Raw genomic sequence first — 17112 nt, forward strand, 5'->3', positions numbered from 1 at the left:
CTCGCGAGCTGACCGCCCGGTGACCCCGCCATACCGGCAGAGGGCTGTCAGACTGAGGCGTTCGGTTCGGTCGGAAGCGAGTGATGATGAGGCAGCCAACACTGTTCCTGACTGTGGGGCTCCCCTGCACCGGGAAGACCACCGCCGCTCGGCGCATCGAGATCGATCACGAAGCAGTTCGTCTCACGAAGGACGAATGGGTGAAGGCTCTCTACGGGGACGAGAATCCGCCATCGGCGGGGGACGTGATCGAAGGACGACTCATCGAGATCGGGCTGCGCGCCCTCGAACTGGGCAACAACGTCGTGATCGACTACGGCCTCTGGAGTCGAGACGAGCGCTCCGCGCTCCGCCAGGCGGCAGCCGACCTGGGCGCGACGGTGGAGCTGCGCTACTTCGAACTCACCCCAGCCGAGCAGCGGAGACGACTCGATCAGCGCCAGGCCGAGGCGCCACACACGACGTGGCCCATGTTCGACGAGGAACTCGTCGAATGGGCTGCCAGCATCGAGGTCCCAACGCAGGGCGAACTCGACGGCAGTGAGCCCATTGATGACCCACCGGCTGGATTCGCGACATGGGACGAATGGCGTGGACACCGCTGGCCGCCATCGGTCTCCTGACGCCTGCTCCTCGCAGCCCGTCGATCACGACGCTGAGGCCGGTGAGCTGCTGGCCCGGGTGCGGGCCAGCGATGTGAGCGCCGAGACGCTCGCCCGGATCGAGGCGCGCGTCGATGATCTGGCGAGTGCGTACGCGACCACCCGGCCGGTTGATCTGCTACCGATGGTGCGGCGGCAGTTGGCCTACGTCGGGCGCCTGCTCGACGGTCGTGGCACGTTGGCGCAGCGGCGGCGGCTCGTCGTTGCCGGTGGCTGGTTGACGGTGCTACGGGCGACGGTGCACATCGATCTTCTCCAACAGTCGGCGGCCGGCACGCATCTGAGCACCGCCATGGCACTCGCGGAGCATGCCGAGCATCCGGAGATCCAGGCGTGGTGCCTGGAGACGCAGGCGTGGGACCGGCTCACCCGAGGCGACTACCGACAGGCCATGGACCTCTCACAGCAAGCTCAACGGGTGGCGCCCCGGGGCAGTTCGGCGCACATCCAGGCGACCGCTCAGGAGGCGCGGGTGTGGGCGCGGTTGGCCGACGTGCGGCGGACGCGTGATGCACTGGATCGGCTGCAGCGGTTGACGGCGAATCTGCCGGTGCCGGAGCGGGCCGAGCACCACTACCGGTACGACCCGACGAAGGCGTTGGCGTACACGGCGACGACGCTGTCGTGGGCGGGTGACCCGGCCGCCGAGCAGATCGCGCGGACTGCCCTGGCCGAGTTGGGATCCGCGCGGCGACGGTGGGCAGCGACCACGGCGCTCCGCGTCCGCCCGTCTGGATCTCGCCATGGCGCTGCTGGCCGCCGACGCGCCGGATGAGGCCAGCGCGGTCGCCGCCGAGGCGGTCCGGTCTGGGCGGGTGGTGTCGTCGAACTGGTGGCGGGCTCGGGAAGTGCTCCGGCGGGTCGAACTGACCGGGGCGGCGGAAGCGGCGGCGCTCCGCGACGTGTACGAGGCGCACTGGCCCGAGACTCGTTAGAGCCCGCTGTGATGACCGCTTCGAGGTGGGCTCGACGAGGACCCGACCCGCGGCATGATCGGGTGTCCGCTACGTGGCCGGGTCGGGGTGCAGGACCATCGCACAAGTCGTCCGGCGCCGTCGCCGGCCCTCCGTCGCGCCCGCATGGGTCGTAGAAGGGGACAGATGATCAAGCGCGTGCGGCTGCTGTCGGTGCGTATCGGTGTACCGTCCGAAGTGGCAGCCTGCCGGGGATGGTCGGCAGGGGTTCTCATGTGATCTGGGAGTGCCGCTGATGCCTCGTCGGCCTATACCTGCTGATCCGTCGATTGGTGATCGTATTCGTGCTCGTCGGGAGCTGCGTGGCTGGAGTGTGCGGTACGCGGCCAGTCGGGCAGGTATCTCCCACACGTCGTGGTCGCGGATTGAGCGTGGTCAGCAGCGCACCGACCGGTACATGGTGGTGGATCTGGCGGCGGCGCTTGAGTGTTCGGTGGTGGATCTGACCGGGCAGGCGTACACGCCGGCTGACCGGCAGCTTGACGCCGCGCGCATCGACGCCGAGCGGGTATGGCGGATCATGATGGACACGCCGATGGCCGGGCGTTCCGATGCGGTGGCGACCGTCGAGCAGGTACGCCGAGAGGCGGCGCTCGTGCGTGGCCTGTACGGGCGGTGCGACTACGCGGGTGCGTTGCGGCGGCTTGTCGACCTGGTGCCGGCGATGCACGGTCTGACCGATCGGCGGGCGGCGTTGACGGAGATGGTGCCGGTGTACGGCGTGGCGATGGGGTCGTTGCTCAACGTCAGCTACCCGGCGCATGCGTGGTTGGCGGCGGAGCGTTGCGCCGAGGCGGCCGGGTTGCTCGATGACCCGGTGGCGGTCGGGGTCGCGGCGGCGAACCGGGCGCGGGTGTCGGCCTATTCGGGGGCGTACGGTCCGGCGCGGGCGCTGTGTGACGTCGCGGCTGCTGATCTAGCGGGTAGCGGCGCGCACGGGGCGTTGGACGTGTTGGGGTTCCTGCACCTGGCGCGGGCGCATCACCTCGCCGGGCTGCGCGATCAGGCAGGTGCGGAGGAGCATCTGGCCGAGGCCCGGCGGATCGCGGCACACACCGGGGAGACCGAGAGTTGGGATCTCGCCTGGGGGCCACGGAACGTCGCGTTGTGGTTGATGGCGTTCCTGCTGGATACGGGCCGTCCGGAGGCGGCGTTGCAGACGGCGGCGGGTGTGGAGTTGGCGGGTCTGCCGGCGGTACGGCAGGTGTATTTCTGGCTCGACATGGGCCGGGCCGCTGAGGCGGTCGGCCGGGACCGGGATGCGGTGCGGATGCTGCTCGCTGCGGAGCGGGTCGGTCCGCAGCATGCCCGCTCGTCGGTGTCGGCGCGGGAGACGGCACGGTCGTTGCTGCGCAAGGGCGCGACATCCCCGGAGTTGCGGGGGCTGTGCGAGCGGATGAGCCTCACCTCCCAGTAGTGGTGCGTAAGCGTTCCAGCTAACCAATGTGCGTTCCGTAGCGTCCCGATTACAGCGCGGTCCGCATGTTCACCCATCCCGATGTGCTGGGTCGCGCCTTTGAGCCGGCGCGACGGTGGCGACCTCTCCCGAGAACACCGCCGTGCCCTGTCCGAAGAGGGGTCGTACGTGGGCGGCGTGGAACACGATGGAGGGCACAGCCGAGGCGAGCAGGCGGAAGCGGCGGAGCGGGAGGCCGCGAAGCAGCGGATTCTGGCGCAGGCCGAGGCCGAGCGGATACCGGTCGAGGAGACAACATCGGCGGTGCCGGATCGGCGGTGGCGTCGTGACCGGTGACCCCGTGCCGATCGGTCGACGGGTCGCCTACCTGCGGGGTGCGTCGGAGGCTGTCCCAGCAGACGTTCGCCGACCGGCTGGGCAAGTCGAAGAGTTGGGTGGACAAGGTCGAGCGCGGCGTGCGGTCGTTGGAGCGCCTGTCGACCATCCGCGACATCGCCACCGTGCTCCGCGTCGACACCGCGACCCTGCTCGGACGCGACATCGAGCCCGCCGATACAGCCGAGCGTCACGAGGGTGTCGCCCAGATCAGGGCGGCAATGTCGACTTACGAGATGGCCCTCGGCCGACCGTCGGGCCGCCGCGAGGTGATGCCACCGGAGAGACTGGCGCGGGAGATCGCGCACGCGTGGACGACCTACCAGCACGCCCGGTACCCCCACCTGATCGAGCTGGTGCCAGCGCTGTTGACCGAGGTGCACCGCACTCACGCCCAGGACCCGGAAGCGGGCCGGACGCTGGTGGTGGAGGCGTACCGGGTGACGGCAGCGTTGCTGGTCAAGCTGGACGAAGGCCACCTTGCCTGGCTGGCCGCCGACCGGGCCATGTCCGCCGCCACCGGTGACCGCGTGTTGCTGGCCTGCGCAGCGGTGCAGCTCGGCCAGGTCCTCCGGGCATCGGCGCGGGCGAGGTCGGTGATGCTGGCCGCCGCCTACCGGATCGCCCCACCCGACCCCGACGCAGGATCACCACAGGAGATGTCGCTGTGCGGGTCGCTGCTGATCCAGGCGGCCCTGATCGCGGCCCGGGCAGGCGACGACCGCGCCACCGCTGACCTGCTGGACGAGGCCGCCGAGATGGCCGTTCGGGTCGGTGACGGGCACGACCATCACCGGACCACGTTCGGGCCGACCGCCGTGGAACTGGCCCGCGTCGCCGCCGCCGTCGAGCTGGGCGACGGACCAGAGGCGGTCGCCCGGCACGAGAAGGCGATCCGGCGGGACGGATGGCGCTGGCTACCTGTCGAACACCGCGCCGCACACCTCGTCGACGCGGCCCGCGCGTACCTGCACAGCGATGACCACGGCAACGCGGCCCGGGTGTTGATACGGGCCGACAGCATCGCGGCGGCCGAGGTCCGGCACCGGCCGACGGTACGGGACCTGGTCGCCCAGGCCACCCGCGACCCGCACGCTCCCGCGACAATCGTGCAGCTCGCCCTCGGTCTCGGGCTGGTGTGAACGTGACCGCGCCGTTCCTGTCCCTGGCCCAGATCCGCAACCGCCTGACCCTCACCGCCCGACGGAACACCCGCGACCAGACGCGGCCGGAAGGCCGGTGCCCGGTGTGCGGAGCGCCAGCGGCCGACGCCCTCCGGAGCGCTCAGGCCGGGTCGCAGCGCTCCGACAGGGCGTAGCGGGTCAGCACCACGTCGCCGATCTGGCGGGCCTCCACCACCTGGGCCCGCCGCCCCGCGTGCCACGGGAAGCTGCCCTCGCCGACGAAGCGGGGCGCCCGCCGATCCCCCACGAAGAACGGGGCCACCACCAGGTGCAGCTCGTCGGCCAGGCCGGCGGCGAGGAACTGGCCGTGCACCACCGCGCCGCCCTCCACCAGCAACCGGCGTACGCCCCGGTCGGCGAGGTCGGCCAGGACCCGCTCCAGGTCGACCGGGTCACCGGCGTCGACCACCGTGGCGAGCCGACCCACCCGGTGTCGGGTCTTCTCCAGCGCGCCGCTGGCGCTGTAGACGATCCGGTCGGTGTCGCCGACGGTGAAGAACCGGGCTTCCGGATCCAGGTCTCCGCAGCCGGTCACGGTCACCCGGGTCGGTGATCCCGGCAGGCCCCGGGCCAGGCGGTCGGCCCGGCGCCGGTCGCACCGGACCAGCAGACGGGGATCGTCGCGGCGGACGGTGCCGGCGCCGACCAGGATCGCGTCGCACCCGGCACGGACCGCGTCCACCCGGTCGAGATCCGCGTCGTTGGAGAGCAGCAGCCGCTCGTCCGTGGCGTCGTCGATGTAGCCGTCGATCGAGGTGGCGCAGCTGAGCAGCACGTACGGCCGCGGCGCCGTCGGCGGGCCGGTCACCGGACGAAGGGAAGGTCGGCGGCGCGGGCGGCGCGGCTGGCCTTGGCCGCGAGGTAGTCGGCGTTGGCCGGGGACAGGAACACGCCGGTGGGCACCTGCTCGGTCACGGTGACCCCGAGCCGACCCAGCTGCTCGGTCTTCTCCGGGTTGTTGCTCAACACCGAGATCGGCCCGACGCCGAGCGCGGCGAGCATCTGCGCGGCCACCGTGTAGTCGCGTTCGTCCTCGGAGTGGCCGAGCGCGACGTTGGCCTCGTAGGTGTCCAGCCCGCCGTCCTGCAACGCGTACGCGTCGAGCTTGGCGTACAGCCCGATGCCCCGGCCCTCCTGCCGCAGGTAGAGCAGGTACCCACCGACGTCGGCGATCCGCTGCACCGCCTCCCGCAGCTGCGGGCCGCAGTCGCAGCGCTGGCTGCCGAACACGTCACCGGTGAGGCACTCGCTGTGCGGACGGACCAGCGGCACCTTCCCGCCCCCCGCGCCGGTGCTGTCACCGAGGCCGAAGGCGAGGTGCTCCCGGCCGTCGACCAACCCGTCGAAGGTGAACAGCCGGGCCGTGGTGGTGTAGCCGTCGGGAAACCGCAGCGGCACGGTGACCTGCGTCCGGATGGTGGCGACAGGCAGTGATTCGGACATGGGTCTCCTCGTCAGACGGTGGCGGGTACACGGACACGTCGGGCCAGCAGCACGGCGGCTCCGGGCAGGCTCGCGACGAGCACCAGGGCGCCGTACACCGTCGCGGTGGCCACCCCCTCGGCGGCGGTCAGGCCGGCGGCGCCGAACGCCCACGCGGCCACGCCCTCGCGGGGGCCGAACCCGGCGACGTTCGCCGGCACCCCCATCGCGAGCAGGGCCAGCAGGGTCAGCGGCAGCAGCAGGCTCACCGGGGCGGTGGAGCCCGCGGTGCGGGCCGCCACCAGGAACGTCGCGAGATGCCCGGCGACCGCGAGCGCGGAGGCGAGCAGCACTCCGGCCCAGGTACGCCGACCGAGCAGCCCGCTGCGCACGTCGGACACGGCGGTGCCGACCGCGCGGGTGAACCGGGAGGCACCGGAGCGCGGCAGCAGTCGGGCGGCCAGTACCACGGCGACCAGCACCGCCACCGCCACGGCGGTCGCCACCGGCAGGAACGGGCGCACCGGTGAGGGGAAGGCGAACAGCAGCACCACGGCGACCGCGACCAACACGACCTGCCCGGCCATCCGCTCCCACACCACCGCCCGGATGCCCCGGCCGATGTCACCGACGTCACGGCCGTGGCGTACCGCGCGGTGCACGTCGCCGAGGATCCCGCCGGGCAGGGTCGCGTTGAGGAACACCGCCCGGTAGCAGTGCCCGACCGCCTCCCGCAGCGGGAGGCGGACGCCGAGGCCACCGGCGACGAGGCTCCACCGCCAGGCGGCGCAGACCGTGGTGAGCACGCCGATGGCGAGCGCGGCGGCCAGCGCGGGCGCGTCGATCAGGCGCAGCCCGGCCAGGAACGGCCCGGTGCCGAGCCAGCAGAGCAGCCCGACGAGCACGGCCAGCCCCAGGACCAGCCGCGCCCACCCCCACCACGACCGACCCGCCGGGGCCGCCGTGGACACGGCGCCGCCAGCTTCATCCCCCACTCGTGCCTCCCCGGCATGGCGATCTTCCCTGACTGTACGCACGCAGCCGGTCGGCCAGCGGTTCAACGGGGCATGGCCAGCAGGTCGGCATGGTCGACCAGTACCCCGAGCCGGCCGGTCTCAGCCTCGGTCAGTCGGCGTCGCGCGTACTCGCCGGTACGGGCGGTCAGCTCGGGGCGCTGCTCGCGGGCCGCGTCGAGCCAACCGGTGAACCACTCCGCCGCCAGGGCGGCCTGCTGCGGCCCGAGCCGCCATGGGCTGGGCCGTGCCTCGACGTCCACCCCGTGCCGGGCGAACGCGGCGGCGCAGGCGTCGGCGGCGTCCGGCCCGAGCAGCCGGCGACCGTTGACGGTGCGGCGCTGGTGGGCGTTGAAGGCCGCGGCGACCTCGTCATCCAGCGGGTCGGCCGGGGTCAGCCGCACCGTGCCGGTCACCGAGATCAGGAACAGCGTCGGGCAGCCGGCCTTCGCGCAGGCGGCCGCCAGCTGGTCGACCTCCTCGGCGGTCAGCATGTCGAGCAGGGCCGAGGCGGTGACCAGCGCGGCGTCGGCCAGCTCGGCGGCGGTCAGCCGGGTCAGGTCACCCCGGCGCGTCTCGACGGTCACCGGCGCGCCGTCGGCGGCGGTGGCGGGCATCCCGGCGCGGGCCCGGGACAGCAGGTCCGGGTCCTGGTCGTAGAGGATCCAGTGCTGCGGCCCGGGCAGCAGCGGGGCCAGCCAGCGGCCCAGCGAGCCGGTGCCGGCGCCGAGGTCGTGCACGACGAACGGCCCGTCGCCGGCCAGCGCCGCGCGCAGCGTGCCGACCAACTCCGTCGACCGGGCCGCCACGTCGGCGGGTTCCCGCAGCGCGAGCCACTGCGCGAAGTCGGGCGGGAGATCGATGCTCATGCCGACGCCTCCTTGAGGGCGGTGGTGATCAGGGCGACGGTGGTCGTCCAGTCGTCGAGGGTGGCTCGCCGCCGGTGGGCGGCCCGTCGGAGCCGTTCGCGCAGCGACGCGTCGTCGAGCCAGCGGCGCAGGGCCGCGGCGAGGGCGGGTGGGTCGTCGGGCGGCACCAGCAGGCCGGGACGTTCGCCCTCGGCCGTGTGCCCGAGGGTGTCGGGCAGCCCACCGACCGCCGTGGCGAGCACCGGCACGCCACGTGCCAGTGCCTCGGTGACCACCATCCCGTACGTCTCACCGCGCGACGGGTGCACCAGCAGGTCCGCGCCGGCGTACGCGGCGTCGAGCCGGTCAGCGGCCAGTGCCCCGGCCAGCCGGATCCGGTCGCCGAGTCGCCGGGCGCTGATCCGCTCGCGCAGCCGGTCGACGAACTCCGGTTCCCGGTGCAGCGACCCGACACAGGTCAGCGTCCAGGGCCGGTCGGGCACCGCCGCGAGCGCCTCGATCAGCACGTCGTGGCCCTTGTGTCGGGCGACCGCCGCGACGCAGAGCAGCGCCGAACCGGCCGCCGACCCCGGCACGGGTGGCGCCGGGTCCACCCCCGGCGCGGCGACGTGCACCCGGTCGGCCGGCAGCGCGTACCGCCGCAGCAGCGCGTCGCGGGTCCAGGTGCTGGTGGCGACGACGGCGGTGGCGGCGGCCAGCGCCCGCGCCTCGGCGTCGTCGTCGCGCGGCAGGTGGACCAGGGGGACCAGGCGCAGCCGCCGGGCGTGCGCGGTGAGGGCGTCCGGCGTCACCGAGGCGACCAGGCCGTCGATCAGCACGAGCGCGCCGTCGGGCAACCCGGCGAGCACCCCGGCCAGCGCGGCGTGCTCGGCCGGCGACGGTCGGGGCCAGGCGCCGGGCACGGCGTGCTCGCGGACCGACCAGCCGGCCGCGGCGAGCCCGGCGCAGATCCGCCGGTCGTAGGCGTTGCCGCCGCTGGGTGACGCCGGGTCGTCGATGTCGCCGGGCAGGACGACGTGCAGGATCGGCACGTCAGAGACGTCGCCCGGCGCGATGACGTGCGGAATCGGCACGTCAGACGAGTTCCCCGCCGGTGGCGAGCGACCGCTCGTAGCTGGCCCAGGCGACGTGCGACTCGTGCAGGGTGACCGCGATACCGGTCAGTCCGTGAGCGCCGGCGCCGAGGTCACCGGCGTGGACCCGGTCGGCGAGCCGGTCGGCGATGGTGCGGGCCAGCACCTCGGTGGTGGTGTTCGTACCGGCGAAGGCGGGCTCGTCGTCCAGGTTACGATAGTTCAGCTCGCCGAGCACCGCCTGGAGCTGGTCGGTGGCCAGCCCGATGTCGACCACGATGCCGTCGTCGTCGAGGTCGGGGCGGCGGAAGCTCGCGTCGACGACGAACGTCGCGCCGTGCAGCCGCTGGGCGGGGCCGAAGACCTCGCCGCGGAAGCTGTGGGCGATCATGATGTGGTCACGGACGGTCACGCTGAACACGGACTACTCCCCGTCGTAGGTGATGAGATGGCACAGCGCGGGCAGGTCGCCCCCGCTGAGTCGAGCGAGCACGTCGGGCAGTTCCGCGAACGGTGACCGCCCGGTGATCAGTGCGTCGAACGCCGGGTCGGCGAGCAGGTCGAGGGCGAGCGCCATCCGGTCGGCGTAGCCGCGGCTGCCGCGCCGGGCGGGGGCGACCATGCCGACCTGGCTGCTGCGGACGGTCAGCCGCCCGGAGTGGAACGCGCCGCCGAGGGAGAGCTGCACCGGCCGATCGCCGTACCAGCTCAGTTCGAGCAGGGTACCCTCCGGCACGAGCAGGTCCAGGCCGCGTTGCAGGCCGGCGGCGGTGGCGCTGGCGTGCACCACGAGATCACGCCCGCCGGTGGCCGCCTCGGGGGCGGCGAAGTCGACGCCGAGGGCGGCGGCCACCTCGGCGCGGGCCGGGTCGGTGTCGACCAACTCCACCCGCACGCCGGGGAAGCGGGCCAGCAGGGCGGCCACGGCGCAGCCGACCATGCCGCCCCCGATCACGCTGACCCGGTCGCCGATCAGGGGCGCGGCGTCCCAGAGCGCGTTGACGGCGGTCTCCACCGTGCCGGCGAGCACCGCGCGGGTCGCCGGCACCCCGTCCGGCACGACGGTCACCGCCGCCGCGGGCACCACGTACGCGCTCTGGTGCGGGTGCAGGCAGAACACCGTACGCCCGCGCAGGTGCGCCGGCCCCTGCGCGACCTCGCCGACGCTGAGGTAGCCGTACTTGACCGGGGCGGGGAAGTCGCCCTCCTGGAACGGGGCGCGCATCGTGGCGTACTGGCTGGCGGGCACGCCACCGGTGAAGACCAGGGTCTCGGTGCCCCGGCTGACCCCGGAGTAGCGGCTGCGGACCAGCACCTCGTCGTCGCGCGGCTCGGGCAGCGTCACCGGGCGGATCTCGCCCGCGCCGGGCGCGCGGAGCCAGAAGGCGCGGGCCGCTCGCGTCACCGATTTTTCTCCCTTACCTGCGTCCGGACCGAACCGATCCGTCATGTTTTCCGTACTTCCCTGACAGGGGTCGTCGATCATAAACACGGAGGCACGGTGTCCACAGTTCGAACCGGTCCGCAGATTGGGCTGATCGTCCAGATTGTCCTGCTGGCGGGACTCGCCGCGACGGTCGGCCTCGGCGTCGCGGGCTGGCTGGCGGGCCTGGCGTACGGCGCCGTGACCTGCCTGGCGCTGGTGCGTGGCCTGCGTCACGCCGGCGCCGACCGGCTCGGACCGGCCGACTGGGTCACCATGGGTCGCGGGCTGCTGGTCGGCGCGGTGACCGCGCTGATCGCCGACGCGCTGACCGGCGGTCGACCCGCGCCGGTGGCGGTGCTGATCGCGATGACGACGGTGGCGCTGGCCCTCGACGCCGTCGACGGCAAGGTGGCCCGCCGCACGAAGACGGTCAGCGCCCTGGGTGCCCGGTTCGACATGGAGGTCGACTCGTTCCTGGTGCTGATGCTCAGCCTCTACGTCGCCCCGTCGGTCGGTGCGTGGGTGCTCGTCATCGGCGTGATGCGGTACGCCTTCCTGGTCGCCGGTTGGGTGCTGCCCTGGGTGGACGCGCAACTGCCGCCCCGGTACTGGCGTAAGGTGGTCGCCGCGGTCCAGGGGATCATGCTCGCGGTCGCCGCGTCGCAGGTGCTGCCCGGGGTGCTGACCACCCTCGTGCTGGTGCTCGCGCTCGGCCTGCTGGTCGAGTCGTTCGGGCGGGACGTCACCTGGCTGTGGCGGCACCGGGCGATCCGGGCCGTGCCGGCCCTGGTGGTGCCGGCGGTGCCGATCGGCCTGCGCCGCGTCGAGCGGGCCGACGACCGCGACCTGTCCACCGCGCCCGTCCTGTCGCTGCGCTGACCGGGAGACCCCAGTTGTCGATCTCCGATCCGGCATCCGCGCCGGACGACGTCCAGACCACGATCACCGTCACCGCCGGTCAGGGTGACGCCGAGGGCGGCGGTGCGGCCGTGAGCCGCCGGCGCCGGGTGACCGCCCGGGTGGTCACCGTGCTCGCCGCCGCGCTGGTGCTGGCCGCGCTCACCCTGCCCAACCGGCCATGGCTGCTGGAGCCCGGCGCCTTCCTGCGGATCCCGCTGGAGGCGTTGCTGCTGGTGGCCCTGCTGCTCGCGCTCCCCGGCCGGCCCCGCCGGGTGGTGGCGGCGGCCGCCGGCGTGCTGCTCGGCCTCGTCGTCGTGGTGAAGGTCGGCGACCTGGGCTTCTACTCGTCGCTGGGCCGCCCGTTCGACCTGGTGCTGGACTGGTCGCTGCTGGACGAGGCGTTCAGCTTCGTGGCCGAGTCGATCGGCCGGCCCGGCGCGATCGCCATCGCACTCGGCGTCGCGCTGCTGCTGCTGGCCGTGCCGGTGCTGACCGCACTGTCCGCGGTACGGCTGTCCGGCCTGCTGGCGCGGCACCGCACCGGCACCACGCGGGCCGTCGCGACGCTGGTGGTGGTCTGGGCGGTGCTCGCCGCCTTCGGGGTGCGGATCGTGCCCGGCGTGCCGGTGGCCGACACCAACGCCACCACCCTCGTCCGCGAGCACGCCTCTGAGGTGCACGCGCGGCTCTACGACCGCGAGGCGTTCGCTGCCGAGGTGGACGTCGACCCGTTCCGCGACCTGCCCGGCGACCAGTTGCTGACCGGGTTGCGCGGCAAGAACGTGCTGATCGCGTTCGTGGAGAGCTACGGCCGCGACGCGGTCACCGACGCCGAGTTCGCGTCCATCCCGCGCCTGCTCGACGAGGGCGCCGACCGGCTCGCGGCGGGAGGCTTCCAGTCCCGTAGCGGCTTCCTCACCTCGCCGACGGTCGGCGGCGCGAGCTGGCTGGCGCACGCCACCCTGCTCTCCGGCCTGTGGGTGGACAACCAGCAGCGCTACCGCAACCTGCTCGCCACCGACCGGTTCACCCTCGGTGACGCGTTCCGGCGCGCCGACTGGCGTACGGTGGGGGTCATGCCGGCGGTCAACCAGGCCTGGCCGGAGGGCGCGTTCTACGGCTACGAGCAGTTCTACAGCGGTCCCGACCTCGGCTACCAGGGCCCGAAGTTCGCCTTCGCGCCGATGCCCGACCAGTTCGCGATCCACCAGTTCCACCAGCGGGAACTGACCGGGCAGAAGGACCGCCCGGTGATGGCGGAGTTGGCCCTGGTCTCCAGCCACTCCCCCTGGACCAAGGTGCCCTCGGTGGTCGACTGGGCGGCCATCGACGACGGTGAGGTGTTCCAGCAGGGCATCATCGGCACCCCGACCGCGCAGGCCCGCACCGGTTACCGGCATTCGATCAGCTACACGCTGCGTACCCTCATCTCCTACGTCGAGACGTACGGCGACGACGACACCGTGCTGGTCTTCGTCGGCGACCACCAGCCGGCCCCGGTGGTCACCGGCGAGAACCCGAGCCCGGACGTGCCGATCCACCTCGTGGCCAAGGACCCGGCGGTGCTGGAGCGGATCACCGATTGGGGCTGGCAGGACGGCCTGACCCCCGACGCCGACGCACCGGTCTGGCCGATGGACGCCTTCCGCGACCGCTTCCTCACCACCTTCGGCCCCACCACCACCCCCCACCCCTAACAACCCCTCCCCCGCCTCCCGCTCCCTCCCCGTCGATCATGAAGTTGTTGCCGCGACACGCCGGCACGAACGGCAACAACTTCATGATCAACCCGGGTCAGCGGGGGTGGGGTGGGGGTTTGTGGGCTACTAGGACGTCGCGGACGATGGACTGGTCTACGCGGTGGGTGAAGGCGCGCCAGGGGGCGGTGTTCAGGACGGTGAGGCCGGCGGCGGCGAGTCGCTCGGCGGCGTCGTCGCGGCGGGCCACGTTGGTGTTCCAGGAGATGCCGAGCGCGCCGCCGGGGCGCAGCAGCCGGGCCCAGCCGGGCGCGGCGGCGGTGAGCAGGGCGAGCGGGTCGCGGGCCAGGCCGGTCTCGGCGGTACGGCTGCCGTGCTGCACGCCGTACGGCGCGTCGGCCACCACCACGTCGACCGTCTCCGGGCGGAAGAACTCGCCGACCCGGGTGGTGTCGGCGTTGACCACGTCCACCGACTGCACGTCGCCGGCCTTCTGCGCCTCCTTGGAGGCGGCCACCTCCAGCCGCAGCCGCCGGCCGACCACCTTGCGTTCCCGGCGCACCGGCCCGGACTCCAGCACCCGGTGTTTGATCCGTTTGCGTTTGAGCCAGGTGGTGAGGAACGCCTGGTACGCCTCGAAGTCCTTGCTGTCCCGGTCCAGGCCGGCGGCGTCGAAGCCGTACATCATCGCCTGGTTGACGGTGGTGCCCCGGCCGCAGAGTGGATCGAGCACCCGGAACCGCCGGGTGAGCAGGTCACCGGCCCAGGCCGAGGCGAGCAGGCTCACGTTGAGCAGCAGCTTGGTGAACTGCTCGTTGGTCTTGCCCGGGTACTTCTGGATGGTGATCAGGTCGTCGTCGAAGCGGTCCAGCCGGCTCAGCGGCACCGGACGGAGCAGGTCCCCGACGAACTCGAAGAGCGCGTACGCACTGGAGAGGTTGCCCAGCAGCGCCGCGTCCCGCTCACTCAGCCCGCCCTCGGCGGTGAAGGTGACGTAGCGCGCCCCGCCGACCGTGGCGGTGCCCACCTCACCGATCCGTCCGCCGAGTACCGCGGCCCCGAAGATCTCCAGCTCCGCCCGCGTCAGCTCGACCGCCGCCCCCGAGTAGACCCGGTTGCTCGAAGGCAGAATCAACACCCCATACCGCTCCACGACCAGCCACTATCCCACCCCCGCCGCCCGGCCCCACCCGCCCCCCGCCGATCATGCAGCTGTGGCGCCCGGAAGGCCCTGTTCGAGGCTTTCGTCAGGCGCCACACCTGCATGATCGAGGAGCCGCGGTCAGGCGGGGAGGCCGCCGACCTGGGTGTTGATCCAGGAGCGGATCGCGGGGAGGTCACCGTAGATGGAGGGGCCGGTGGCGCAGGTGGAGTTGTTGTTACCCGCACGGCTGGTCGCGCCGATCAGGTTCCAGACACCGTTGATCCGGCGCACCTGGGGGCCGCCGGAGTCGCCGTAGCAGGCGCCGGAGTTGCCGTTGGTGTTGTTGGTGCAGATCTCGTACGGACCGTTGATGCCGCTGCACCGGCTGTCGGCCACGATCGACGTGTCCAGCTCGTGTGCCACGGTGGGCGCGGAACCACAGCCGCGGGGCGCGCAGGTCTGGCCCCAGCCGATGATCCGGGTGGCGGTGCCGACCGCGCCGGAGGAGGTCGGGATCGGGGCGGGCGCGTAGCTGACCGAGCCGGAGAGCTGGAACAGCTTGACGTCGATGTTCGGGTGGTTGACCGCCCGGCTCACCCCGACCACCGTGCCGCCGCTGCTCCGGTTGGTGCTGCCCACCCGCACCGACGACGGGGTCGGGCAGTGCTTCGCCGTGACCACCCAGTTGGCCTTGATCAGGGTGCCGGTGCAGCCGGAGGTGTAGACCAGCCACGGGTAGTTCTCGCTGGCCGGCCGGCCGCCGACCACGTACGTACCGAACTCGTCGGCGTCCACCCAGGTGTACGTCTCGGCGGTGACCGAGGCGCTCGCGCTGCCCGCGAAGAGCTGGTTGACCCGGCTCGCCTCGGCCGAGCTGGGGTTGGCGTTCGTACACGAGACCGGCGCGCTGCTGCCCGACATCAGGTCGGAGCAGAGCCCGGTGCGCCGGTCGGGCAGCCCGAGGATGTGGCCGAACTCGTGGCTGGCGATCCGGGTGCGGTGATAGCCCTCGTTGACCGCCTGCCAGCCCATCCAGATCCGGCCCGAGCCCAGCCCGGTGACCTGCGCCCGGGGCCAGCCGTTGTCGACCAGGATGGTGACGCTGGCGGGTGTGCCCGCCACCAGCCGCACATTGCTGACCCGGCTGTTCCAGATCTGGGCGGCCTGGTCGAAGTTGGTCCGGAACTCGCCGGCCCGGCTGGCGTCGTAGTAGACGGTCCGGGCGGCGGAGGCGCCGGTGGCGGTGGCCACCTGCAGCCCGGTCGCCGCCAGCACCGCCGCCAGCGCGGCGGTGGCCGCGCGCAGCAGTTGTCGTCGGATCATCACGTACTCCCTGTGGAATCAGCGGCGCGCCGATACGCCGCTATCGATGTTCATGAATGTTAATGGTCATTGTTCGCTGGTTGTCATCACGAAAGCGTCATACCGCCCAGCCCTGTTGCTCGTGGGTTACACCACGGTGAAACCACGGTGTCGGGCCGCCACGACGGTGGATCCGAACAGGTCAGTGCCCGCCCACCCGGCACCACGCGGCGGGGGAAGGGCGGGAAGGAGAGGAGACGACGATGCGGATCAGAAGGACCATCACCACGCTGGGGGTGGCACTCGCCGCCCTGATCGCCGCGACCACGGCAGCCGCGCCCACCACGGCCGCGCCGAGCAGGGCCGTATCGAGCACGGCCGCATCCAGCGCGGCGGCGAACAGCGCGGCGGCGTACTGCGGGATCACCTGGGGCAGCGGGGACCGGGCGGCCGGTGCGCTCAGTTCCGCCCCGCTGATCGACGTGCGCACCGGCCGGCACGACTGCTACGACCGGGTGGTGTTCGAGTTCGACGGGACGGTCACCGGCTTCGCCGTCGGCTACGGCGAGACGTACACCGACGGTGAGGGGTTGGCGCTGTCGCCGTACACCGCCGGTGGCGCGTTGCTGCGGGTCTCGCTGCGCGCCCCGGCGTACGACGGCGAGCACCGCGCCACCGTGCCGTACCGCACCGGTGACCACGTGGCGAACGTGCTGCGCTACCGGACCCTGCGCGACGTGGTCTTCGGGGGCAGCTTCGAGGGCTACAGCACCTTCGCCGTCGGCGTCCGCGCCCGCCTGCCGTTCCGGGTGTTCGTCCTGGCCGGCCCCGGCACGCACAGCCGGATCGTGCTCGACGTGGCACACCAGTGGCAGGAGTGACCGACCGTGGGTGCGGGGCGCCGGGCGGCTCCCCGCACCCGACCGTCACGCCGAGCGACAGCCCGGTCGCGCCGGACTACCCTGGGTGCATCATGGACGGCCGCGTGCTGGTGGTCGAGGACGACGCCTCCATCCGGGAGGTCACCGCCCTCGGGCTGCGCCGCGCCGGCTTCCGCGTGGCCACCGCCACCGACGGCCGGCAGGCCCTCGCCGCCTGGCGGGCCGGGCCGGTCGACCTGATCGTGCTGGACATCATGCTGCCCGGCCTGGACGGTCTACAGGTGTGCCGGGAGATCCGGCGCAGCAGCGCGGTGCCGATCCTCATGTTGACCGCCCGCACCGACACCATCGACGTGGTGGTCGGTCTGGAATGCGGCGCCGACGACTACCTGCGCAAGCCCTTCGACCTGCCCGAACTGGTGGCCCGGGTGCGCTCGGTGCTGCGCCGCGCGGTGGCCCCGCCCGAGCCCGGCCCGCTGCGGGTCGGCGCGCTGGAGATCGACCCGGGCGCGTTCGTGGCCCGCCGCGACGGCCACGAACTGCCGCTGACCACCACCGAGTTCCGCCTGTTGCTGGAGCTGGCCCGTCGCCCGGGGCAGGTCTTCACCCGCGAGCTGCTGCTGGACCGGGTCTGGAACCACAGCCACCTCGGCGACAGCCGGCTGGTCGACGTGGCGGTGCAGCGGCTGCGCGCCAAGATCGAACAGGACCCGGGCGACCCCCGGCTGATCCGCACGGTACGCGGCGCCGGCTACAAGCTCGTCGCCGGCTGA

The 17112-nt window shown here is 72.8% G+C and carries 15 protein-coding genes and 3 pseudogenes; 9 read left to right on the top strand and 9 right to left on the bottom strand.

Annotated features, from left to right (window positions below; translation table 11 throughout):
- Positions 1-86 precede the first annotated feature (86 nt).
- The 5 genes and pseudogenes from O7615_RS28425 to O7615_RS28445 all read left to right on the top strand — a co-directional run bounded on the left by O7615_RS28425 (position 87) and on the right by O7615_RS28445 (position 4570).
- Positions 87-623: an ATP-binding protein gene (locus tag O7615_RS28425; protein WP_278180849.1), complete on the top strand. Its 537-nt coding sequence runs from the start codon at positions 87-89 to the stop codon at positions 621-623.
- Positions 592-1597 (top strand): annotated as a pseudogene (locus O7615_RS28430) (transcriptional regulator). Before O7615_RS28425 ends, O7615_RS28430 begins: the two are co-directional and overlap by 32 nt.
- Before the next feature lie 307 nt (positions 1598-1904).
- Positions 1905-3053 carry a helix-turn-helix transcriptional regulator gene (locus O7615_RS28435; RefSeq protein ID WP_278182269.1) on the top strand — a complete coding sequence of 383 codons (1149 nt, stop codon included), beginning with the start codon at positions 1905-1907 and terminating at the stop codon, positions 3051-3053.
- Positions 3054-3230: 177 nt separating this feature from the next.
- Positions 3231-3389 carry a hypothetical protein gene (locus tag O7615_RS28440; RefSeq protein ID WP_278180850.1) on the top strand — a complete coding sequence of 53 codons (159 nt, stop codon included), beginning with the start codon at positions 3231-3233 and terminating at the stop codon, positions 3387-3389.
- Between the two features lie 38 nt (positions 3390-3427).
- The gene (locus tag O7615_RS28445) at positions 3428-4570 is read left to right on the top strand and encodes a helix-turn-helix domain-containing protein (protein ID WP_278180851.1); all 1143 of its coding nucleotides are present in this window, start codon (positions 3428-3430) and stop codon (positions 4568-4570) included.
- A 142-nt stretch (positions 4571-4712) separates the two neighbouring features.
- Here O7615_RS28445 and O7615_RS28450 read toward each other — a convergent pair whose 3' ends face one another.
- The 7 genes from O7615_RS28450 to O7615_RS28480 form a co-directional block, all read right to left on the bottom strand.
- A complete protein-coding gene (locus O7615_RS28450) occupies positions 4713-5420 on the bottom strand; it encodes a dihydrofolate reductase family protein (protein ID WP_278180852.1) in 708 nt (235 codons plus the stop codon).
- Entirely contained in the window at positions 5417-6055 is a 639-nt protein-coding gene (ribA, locus tag O7615_RS28455; protein ID WP_278180853.1) for a GTP cyclohydrolase II, read from the bottom strand. Before ribA ends, O7615_RS28450 begins: the two co-directional genes overlap by 4 nt.
- 11 nt (positions 6056-6066) lie before the next feature.
- Entirely contained in the window at positions 6067-7029 is a 963-nt protein-coding gene (locus O7615_RS28460) for a lysylphosphatidylglycerol synthase transmembrane domain-containing protein (protein WP_278180854.1), read from the bottom strand.
- 62 nt (positions 7030-7091) lie between these two features.
- Positions 7092-7916, bottom strand: a complete 825-nt coding sequence (locus O7615_RS28465; protein ID WP_278180855.1) for a class I SAM-dependent methyltransferase — start codon at positions 7914-7916, stop codon at positions 7092-7094.
- On the bottom strand, positions 7913-8947 hold the full coding sequence (locus O7615_RS28470; RefSeq protein ID WP_278182270.1) for a glycosyltransferase family 4 protein: 1035 nt from the start codon (positions 8945-8947) through the stop codon (positions 7913-7915). The genes O7615_RS28465 and O7615_RS28470 overlap by 4 nt, the downstream gene beginning before the upstream one ends.
- 43 nt (positions 8948-8990) lie before the next feature.
- Positions 8991-9410, bottom strand: a complete 420-nt coding sequence (locus O7615_RS28475) for a 6-carboxytetrahydropterin synthase (RefSeq protein WP_278180857.1) — start codon at positions 9408-9410, stop codon at positions 8991-8993.
- Between the two features lie 3 nt (positions 9411-9413).
- Positions 9414-10394, bottom strand: a complete 981-nt coding sequence (locus tag O7615_RS28480; RefSeq protein WP_278180858.1) for a zinc-binding alcohol dehydrogenase — start codon at positions 10392-10394, stop codon at positions 9414-9416.
- Between the two features lie 96 nt (positions 10395-10490).
- On the opposite strand from O7615_RS28480, the pseudogene O7615_RS28485 reads away from it, so the two are divergent.
- Together O7615_RS28485 and O7615_RS28490 are read left to right on the top strand one after the other, a co-directional pair.
- Positions 10491-11183, top strand: a pseudogene (locus tag O7615_RS28485) (CDP-alcohol phosphatidyltransferase family protein); the annotation flags it as partial.
- A 263-nt stretch (positions 11184-11446) separates the two neighbouring features.
- Positions 11447-13012: pseudogene (locus O7615_RS28490) on the top strand (sulfatase-like hydrolase/transferase); the annotation flags it as partial.
- Between the two features lie 97 nt (positions 13013-13109).
- Here O7615_RS28490 and O7615_RS28495 read toward each other — a convergent pair.
- Complete coding sequence (locus O7615_RS28495; RefSeq protein ID WP_278180860.1) at positions 13110-14150, bottom strand: SAM-dependent methyltransferase; 1041 nt, start codon at positions 14148-14150, stop codon at positions 13110-13112.
- Between the two features lie 144 nt (positions 14151-14294).
- A complete protein-coding gene (locus tag O7615_RS28500; RefSeq protein WP_278180861.1) occupies positions 14295-15479 on the bottom strand; it encodes a snapalysin family zinc-dependent metalloprotease in 1185 nt (394 codons plus the stop codon).
- Between the two features lie 242 nt (positions 15480-15721).
- Between O7615_RS28500 and O7615_RS28505 the strand changes: the two genes are divergently transcribed.
- Positions 15722-16339 carry a hypothetical protein gene (locus O7615_RS28505; protein WP_278180862.1) on the top strand — a complete coding sequence of 206 codons (618 nt, stop codon included), beginning with the start codon at positions 15722-15724 and terminating at the stop codon, positions 16337-16339.
- A gap of 92 nt (positions 16340-16431) precedes the next feature.
- Complete coding sequence (locus O7615_RS28510) at positions 16432-17112, top strand: response regulator transcription factor (RefSeq protein ID WP_278180863.1); 681 nt, start codon at positions 16432-16434, stop codon at positions 17110-17112.

The sequence above is a fragment of the Micromonospora sp. WMMD1082 genome (genome assembly GCF_029626175.1).
Lineage (GTDB): Bacteria > Actinomycetota > Actinomycetes > Mycobacteriales > Micromonosporaceae > Micromonospora.